The sequence below is a fragment of the Colwellia sp. E2M01 genome (assembly GCF_018860585.1).
Classification (GTDB): Bacteria; Pseudomonadota; Gammaproteobacteria; order Enterobacterales; family Alteromonadaceae; genus Colwellia.
The window spans coordinates 1-7,706 of record NZ_JAHKPR010000077.1 but is presented as its reverse complement, the minus strand read 5'-3'; the positions used below and the strand labels follow the sequence as shown (position 1 = coordinate 7,706).

At 35.8% G+C, this 7,706-nt stretch carries 6 protein-coding genes and 1 pseudogene; 3 read left to right on the top strand and 4 right to left on the bottom strand.

All coding sequences use genetic code 11. The annotated features are described in order from the left end of the window. Nucleotides 1-101: 101 nt before the first annotated feature. From cydB to KO502_RS15095, 4 genes and pseudogenes are all read right to left on the bottom strand, one after another. The gene (gene cydB / locus KO502_RS15110; RefSeq protein ID WP_216023404.1) at nt 102-1,100 is read right to left on the bottom strand and encodes a cytochrome d ubiquinol oxidase subunit II; all 999 of its coding nucleotides are present in this window, start codon (nt 1,098-1,100) and stop codon (nt 102-104) included. Further along, nucleotides 1,093-2,463, bottom strand: coding sequence for a cytochrome ubiquinol oxidase subunit I (locus tag KO502_RS15105; protein ID WP_216023405.1), 1,371 nt, complete (start codon nt 2,461-2,463; stop codon nt 1,093-1,095). The genes cydB and KO502_RS15105 overlap by 8 nt, the downstream gene beginning before the upstream one ends. 97 nt (nt 2,464-2,560) lie before the next feature. Next, nucleotides 2,561-3,106, bottom strand: a complete 546-nt coding sequence (locus KO502_RS15100) for a MarR family transcriptional regulator (RefSeq protein WP_216023403.1) — start codon at nt 3,104-3,106, stop codon at nt 2,561-2,563. Nucleotides 3,107-3,324: 218 nt separating this feature from the next. Beyond that, nucleotides 3,325-3,881, bottom strand: a pseudogene (locus KO502_RS15095) (phosphoribosyltransferase family protein). Nucleotides 3,882-4,241: 360 nt separating this feature from the next. On the opposite strand from KO502_RS15095, the gene KO502_RS15090 reads away from it, so the two are divergent. The 3 genes from KO502_RS15090 to KO502_RS15080 are packed head-to-tail and all read left to right on the top strand — an operon-like array spanning nt 4,242 to nt 7,466. Next, nucleotides 4,242-5,861 (top strand): HAMP domain-containing methyl-accepting chemotaxis protein, encoded by a 1,620-nt coding sequence (locus tag KO502_RS15090; protein ID WP_216023402.1) that lies wholly within the window; start codon nt 4,242-4,244, stop codon nt 5,859-5,861. Nucleotides 5,862-5,899: 38 nt separating this feature from the next. Beyond that, nucleotides 5,900-7,039: a porin gene (locus tag KO502_RS15085; RefSeq protein ID WP_216023401.1), complete on the top strand. Its 1,140-nt coding sequence runs from the start codon at nt 5,900-5,902 to the stop codon at nt 7,037-7,039. A 10-nt stretch (nt 7,040-7,049) separates the two neighbouring features. Further along, nucleotides 7,050-7,466, top strand: a complete 417-nt coding sequence (locus tag KO502_RS15080) for a phosphate ABC transporter substrate-binding protein (RefSeq protein ID WP_354668340.1) — start codon at nt 7,050-7,052, stop codon at nt 7,464-7,466. Nucleotides 7,467-7,706 lie beyond the last annotated feature (240 nt).

Here is a 7,706-nt window from a genome sequence, read left to right as displayed (position 1 = left end):
ATTGCACATAGAGCATAGCTCTGAGTTGGGAAGAAATTTAATCAAATTGGTATTACTAGTTAATTATTTATCAACCTGCTTACCCATTAATAAGAAAAAAGTTAGTGATAAGTAAGTTCTCTTACTTTTCCCCAAAAAACACGGTAAGAGAATACCGTATAACTGATGATCACAGGAACGACGATTATCGCTCCCCATAGAATAAAGCTTAAAGACTCTGGCGCAGAAGCCGACTCCCAAATAGTTAATTTACCCGGCACAATATAAGGAAAAAAGCTAAAGGCTAAACCAAAAAAGCACAGTGCAAAAATAGCTACGGCGATGACAAAAGGTTGCCAACAACCTTTGTCATTTTTAGCAGGCAGTTTTTTTAAATGTAATTGCGTATAAGTAAATAAAGCGAAGCAAAATAACGGCAGTGGCAATAAATATAATGTTGTTGGCCAAGCAAACCATTTTGTATATACCGCAGGATTAATTAACGGGTTAACGGCTGAAACGGCGATGACCCCTATAAAGCAAATAACCCCTGTCTTTTTCGCCCAGTTTACGGCTTGTACTTGTAATGTTCCTTCTGTTTTCATCACTAACCAGCAAGCGCCAATATAGGCATAAGCCGCGGCAACACCAAAAGCACTGAGTAGGCTAAATGCATAAGCGGCTAAAGTACTTTCAAAGCCCATAACATACATACCGAGCATATAACCTTGGCTCATGGCAGCCAATAATGAACCAACTTTAAATACTTTATTCCAGGTAGCTTTATGACTAAAAGCCGCTTTCGCTCTAAAGTCAAAAGCGATACCACGTAAAATAAGACTAATTAATAATAAAGCGGTTGGTAAATATAACTCTTTAAAAATATAGCTGTGCGCAAAAGGAAAAGCGATTAACAGTAAACCTACCGCTAAAACTAACCATGTTTCGTTCGCATCCCAAAAAGGACCGATGGAAGCTATCATTGTATCGCTATCATCTTTTTGCTCAAGTGGCAGTAAAATCCCCACGCCTAAATCATAACCGTCTAAAATGGCATATAACAAAATTGCAAAGCCCATTAATGATACAAAAATTACCGCCAAGGTATTAGCTTCAAACATGATCTTTATCCTTAGTTATATTATTAATCACAGCATCTATTTTTCCGTCGTTGGTTATTTCTTCAATTTCAACCGCACGGTTTGCCATGGTATATAAGGTATGTAAATAAGCTGCCATGATCACTACATATAGCGTGAGATATAAGCTAAGTGATAGTGCTACATTTCCTGGTGCAATATCGGTTGCAGCATCTTTTACTGTTAAAACACCAGTTACTAACCAAGGTTGTCTGCCTATTTCAGTGACATACCAGCCAGAGAGGGTGGCAACCCAACCAGAAAAGCTCATCGCCACTAATCCTTTTAAGAACCAAGTAGGTAAAGGTTTATCACGCCAGAGGTAGAAACGTCCTAGCCATGAAAAGAAGAGCATTAACATACCAACGCCTACCATTATTCTAAAAGCGAAGAATACTGGCGCAACAGGCGGGTGATTTCCTTCAAATTCATTTAAACCTTGTAACTCGCCATCAAGGCTGTGCGTTAAAATCATACTTGCCATATTGGGAATGGCTATTTCAAAATGATTGGTTTTTTCTTTTTCATCAGGAATGGCAAAAAGCAGTAACGGCACGGATTTTTCGGTATGCCAAATGCCTTCCATTGCAGCAATTTTCTGTGGTTGATGCTCTAAAGTATTTAAGCCGTGTTTATCGCCAATAAAAATTTGTAATGGGGTTAATACCATAGCCACTGTTAGGGCTATTTTTAAGGTAAGTTTTGGTGCACGTTTATCATCACCTTTAAGAAGTCGGTAAGCACTAACTCCTGCAATTAAAAATGCAGCGGTTAAGCCTGAAGCAACAAGCATATGTGATAACCGATAAGGAAAAGATGGGTTAAAAATAATGGCTAGCCAATCCACCGGAAAAGCAACGCCGTTGCGCATTTCATGACCTTGTGGGGTTTGCATCCATGAATTCAGGGCGAGGATCCAAAAAGCTGATAAGCTTGTTCCTATGGCAACAATTAAGGTAGCAAGTGTATGTACTTTTGCTGAAACCCTTTTCATACCAAACAGCATAATACCGAGAAAACCCGCCTCAAGAAAAAAAGCCGTTAACACTTCATAACCTAATAAGGGGCCAGCAATATTCCCAACTGTCTCCATAAATTTTGGCCAGTTAGTGCCAAACTGAAACGACATAGTGATACCTGATACTACGCCGATGGCAAATGTGATCGCAAAAATTTTTACCCAAAAACGATAAGCACGCATCCAAACGGGATCGGCTGTTTGATCAAAACGTAATTTAAAAAAATATAAAAACCAACTTAATGCTATGGTTATGGTAGGAAATAAAATATGAAAACTTATATTTGCGGCAAATTGCATACGAGATAGCATCAATGTTTCAAACATCATAGACTCCGAGCCTTCCTTTATGATTAATTAAGAGTAGGCTTTAAATTGGATAAGTAGTAGGTGTATAAAATTAACTTATGTCACTGTCGTTATATTAATTTTTGTTAATAATTTTATCTTTTAGATCAATTACTTTACTTACCCCAACCCCTAGCTTCATTAAAGTATTAAGTTTATCGGGATTCATTGTTTGTAATTCGCTAGCCCAATTGGTGACGGTTTCAAGTAAATCATGAATTTCATGCATTTTAGTATGCGCATATTCTTCTTGTTGATTAGTGGGTTCATCAAGCAAATTATCGCGTAACAGAGATAACGTAGGATCTACTTCTCGCTTACGGCGCTCTTCAAAAACGCGAGTTGCCATTTCCCAAATTGTGCCCGCAGGAGAGTAATATTCTTTACGGTCTTTAGGTTTATGCTGTACTTTAACTAAGCGCCAAGACTGTAATTCTTTAATACCCATGCTGACATTACCGCGTGATATATTCAGCGCTTCTGAAATGTCGATAGCAGATAAAGGCTCTTGGTTAATTATTAATAATCCATACATTTGCCCAACAGTACGATTAAAGCCCCAGCGACTGCCCATTTCACCGCAATGCATTACAAAAGATTCGATTTTAGAGGTAAGTATCATTTTATTTTTGAAGTTTCAGTATTTTCTGAAAGTTTAAACTTAAATTGATATAGATCAAGGTTTATTTTAGTTTATTTTAGTTTATTTTGACCGTTTTAATTAATTTAGAAAGTAGTATTATTGAAAGGACTAGCCAAAAAAATACCGCTTATTGTTAAATATGCAGTATTTATTAGTCGCAGTATTAAATATTTTTATTGAAATAGGTAGGTGAGCTTTTAGGTTAACAAATGATGAATATTTACTAGATCTTTTTTGCCATTGATTATTTCATCTGGCGTTAAGCCTGATAATTCATGTGGAAACACTAACCATTCATCAGAAGAATGAATATAATAATCAGGTGCAAAGTTAACTTTAGAGTTATTGGGTTTATACCAAGGGCAGGCTATGCGAATGTCTTTAGGTAAATTTTTACGCATATCTTTTTTTAATTGCTTCATCAAAGCATTAATACTTCGGCCAGAATCAAAGACATCGTCAACAATTAGTAACCCATCATCTGCATTGGCATTCTCGATGATGTAATGTAAACCATGGACTTTTATCGCTTTATTTTGTTTGTTAATTCCATAATACGATGATGTCCGTACAGCAATGTGATCAGTATTTACTTTTTAAAATCAAAATATTCCTGTACTGCAATACCTATAGGTGCACCACCTCGCCAGATCCCAATAATAAATTGAGGCCTAAAGTCATCTTCAAATACTTGAGCGGCAAGCCGAAAAGAGTCTTCTAATAACTCTTGTGCGGTAATAAATCGCTTTTTCATATATAATCAACCTTGTTAACAATTGTAAATTTAGTGGTGACGCTAAAACAACATGACTTAATCGTGACCTACTTATATTTTGAATCAAGATAATGACCTTTATATTAAAGTTCATATGTATCTTGTCGATATATAAGAAGAAAATATTTTTTGTATTTAATTAAGTTTAAAGTGAATGTAATAAATATTTTATTGTTAATTTTTAGCATTTATTACAAGTTAATCCTACACTTGTTAAATAATTCAATACAGTTTAAAAATACAGTAATTAAAATGTGAATTCAAAAATAGAGTCTATACTCAGTTCTATAAAATACTTTATTCACATTAACACTACCTTAAAAATGGAACCTTTTTTATATGTCGTCATTTAATGCGCTGTCAATACGATTTAAGATTTTATTGATTCCAATCGTAGGCTCTGTCGGATTTGCCATCTATTTATTTACTAGCTTACTTGCAATGTCGCAGATTGTTAAAGATCTCGATCGTGCTTATGCCGTTGAATATCAATATTTACAAACCTCAGCATTTGGTTTAGTTCAATTAGACAAAATAAAAGAAACCTTAGGTAATGCGGCAACAATGGGAGAAGCTGACTTACTTACTATCTCTGACGGTTATGCTGAAGCCTTTCGTAGTAAACTTATTGAATCTTATAAAATTGATGAAGAAAACGTTGCTTTTCTTAAACAGCTATTAAGAGATTTTAATACGTATTATTTACATGCTTCTACTTTGTCAAAAGAGATGGTTGACGGTACTATCGATTTTGCAACGCTTAGTAAACGTAGTGAGCAAATGACATCAGAGCTTAACGAAGTACAGCGTAAATTAAATGATTTTCAAAATGAAAAAGATCAAGGCTTTAATAATGCTTTTGAGTCAGTGCGTGACAAAGTACAGTCTACTTCAACGGTTGGTATTGTTATTGGCTTAATAACCATTTTATTACTTTTTGTTGTTGCGGTACCTATTGCTATTTCAATTTGTAATAGTTTACGCAATGTCATCTCTTCACTAAAAAATATTGCCCAAGACAATGGTGATTTAACGGTGAGGTTAACCACTAACTATAAAGATGAAATTGGCGATTTGGTCTTTTGGTTTAATAGTTTTATCGAAAAATTACAAGGCGTTATTAAAGATGTGGTAAATACGGCAATGCCTTTAGCGAAAACCGCCAACAAAATTCAAAACTTATCGGAACACACTATCGATTCATTTAAACGTCAAAGCGATAGTGTTGCCTCGTCTCGAAATTCTGTAGATGAAATGAGCCATCGTGTTGCTGATATTACCAGTAATGCTGCAGATGCCGTTTCGTCAGCAAGAAACGCTAACGATGAAGCGCGCAATGGTAAACTCGTTGTAGATAAAACCGTTAGTGAAATTCGTCAATTAGCCGATGTAGTGACTGAATCATCTGAAATAATCAATCAATTACAAGAAGATACCAACAAAGTGAACGTAGTCTTGGAAGTTATACGCGGTATTGCTGACCAAACTAATTTACTGGCACTAAATGCTGCCATTGAGGCCGCTCGTGCTGGCGAGCAAGGTCGTGGTTTTGCGGTAGTTGCCGATGAAGTAAGAAATTTAGCCTCACGCACGCAAGAGTCTACCCAAGAAATTAATAACATTTTAGCGCAATTACAAAGTGCTTCGAGTAAAGCGGTTTCAACGATGGAAAGTTCCAAGGCTGGTGTTGAATCAAGTGTTGAAAGCGCTAATCAAGCAGGGGAAAGCTTATTAGAAATAGCCTCAGCAATTGAAGTTATTTCACAAATGAATGATGCAATCGCTAATTCTACCGAACAACAAACCGAAGTGTCAGGTATTATGGTTAATCATGTTGAAGATATTCAGCGCTGTGCTGATGAAGCCTCAAATGCCTCTACTGAAATTGCTGAAACCAGTAATGAATTAACAGAGCTGGCCTCAAAATTAGAATCGATAGCGTTACAGTTCAAAGTTTAGATTTAATTTTACAACCTTAAAATAAGCAAGGAAAATATATGAAAAAACATCTCATATCAATAGCGTTAGTAGGTGCATTAACTTCTGCCTCCTTACATGCAGAAATTCACTTTAGTGGTTTTGCATCCGTTGTTGGTGGCATGACTACATCAAGTGATGAATCATTATATGGCTATAGTGATAATATTGATTTTAAAGAAGGATCATTATTTGCGTTACAAGCATCAAGTGATTTAGGTAATGGGTTAGGTGCGACAGTACAATTAGAAGCAAAAGGTAAAGATGACTGGCAGCCAGATTTTAAATGGGCTTACTTAAGTTATGATGCTTCCGACAGTGTTCGTTTACTAGCTGGTCGCCAACGTTTACCATTCTATATGTATTCAGATTACCTTGATGTTTCCTATGCTTACGCATGGATAGCGCCACCTACAGGAGTATATGATGTTCCTTTTGATACCTTTGATGGTTTAGGGGCTGTATACACCACAAACTTTGGTCGTGTTGATGCAAGTTTTCACGGTGTTCTTGGTAGAAATACCGATGAATTAACTGCTTTTAATACAACATTTACTCCGGAACTCAATAATGTGATGGGCTTGTCGGCAACATTTACTTATGACTGGTTAACGCTAAGAGGTGGTTATTTTTCAGCTGATGTTGTTATGTCTATTTCTGACTTAGATGCTCTTGCTGCTGGCTGGGAGCAAGCAGGTTTTAGCGATATAGCAGCTAATACCAAAATAGATGAAGATAAAGGAACATTTGTAGAGGTTGGTTTTCAAATTAATTATGAGTCGATTATTGTTGTAGGTGAATACACTCAGCTTGAAGTTGAAAATACTCCATTAGCAGTGGAAGATTCGTATTACATAATGGCTGGTTATCAGTTTGATCAGGTGTTAGTTCATCTTACTTACGGAGTTGATGAAGGTAAAACCGATAATTACACTTCTGACGTGTCTTATGGGCTTGATCCTACGTTAGATTATTTAAAGCAAAATACAGAAACAGCCTTGGCTAATGATATACAAGATAATACTTATATTACTGCTGGCGTTCGTTACGACTTTCATGATTCAGCAGCATTAAAAGTTGAATATACCGATTATTCAGACAAGAATAATAGTAGTGGTGACGCTGGGTTATTCCGTGTTGCTGTTGTTACTGTTTTTTAAGGAGAGAATGATGAAATTTATCCCAAAAAGTTTACTCCTTACTCTATGCTTTACCAGTTCTGTAGCTTTTGCAGACGTTGCCGTTATTGTTAATCCTGGAAATAATAGTGAAATATCAGATGATGATATTCAGCGAATATTTTTAGGTAAAAATAAGTCTTTTTCAAATGGCGAGTCGGTAATGGCTATTAATTTAGGTTCGGGTAATGAACAACGATCTGAATTTGAAGAAAAAGTATTAGGTAAGTCAAGTTCACAAGTAAAAGCATACTGGTCAAAATTAATCTTTTCAGGTAAAGCTAAGCCACTCAAAGAAGTTGGCTCAGATGGGGAGATATTAAGCTTAGTTGCTTCATCACCTGATGCGATAGGTTATGTTGATGCGAGTAAAGTAGATGATTCAGTAAAGGTAGTAAAAACGTTTTAAATATCAAGCGCTCAAATAAATAACCTGAGATCGGTTTAATAAGTTAAAGACATCTTAAACCGAGTCCAGATTAAATAGTTTTAAAAGCCGCATCAAGCGTTTGTTTGATGCGGCTTTTTTACATAAAAATGTTACGCACTGGTTGCATTTTGTACAGATTGATAATTTGTTTTGGCGTTAAACTGACATAAAAATATCAAGATAAATATTAGGACTTTTGATAGTAATACCAATTTGATT

Coding starts and splice junctions, on each gene's coding strand:
- cydB (WP_216023404.1), bottom strand. CDS start 1,100: ATGTTTGAAGCTAATACCTTGGCGGTAATTTTTGTATCATTAATGGGC.
- KO502_RS15105 (WP_216023405.1), bottom strand. CDS start 2,463: ATGTTTGAAACATTGATGCTATCTCGTATGCAATTTGCCGCAAATATA.
- KO502_RS15100 (WP_216023403.1), bottom strand. CDS start 3,106: ATGATACTTACCTCTAAAATCGAATCTTTTGTAATGCATTGCGGTGAA.
- KO502_RS15090 (WP_216023402.1), top strand. CDS start 4,242: ATGTCGTCATTTAATGCGCTGTCAATACGATTTAAGATTTTATTGATT.
- KO502_RS15085 (WP_216023401.1), top strand. CDS start 5,900: ATGAAAAAACATCTCATATCAATAGCGTTAGTAGGTGCATTAACTTCT.
- KO502_RS15080 (WP_354668340.1), top strand. CDS start 7,050: ATGAAATTTATCCCAAAAAGTTTACTCCTTACTCTATGCTTTACCAGT.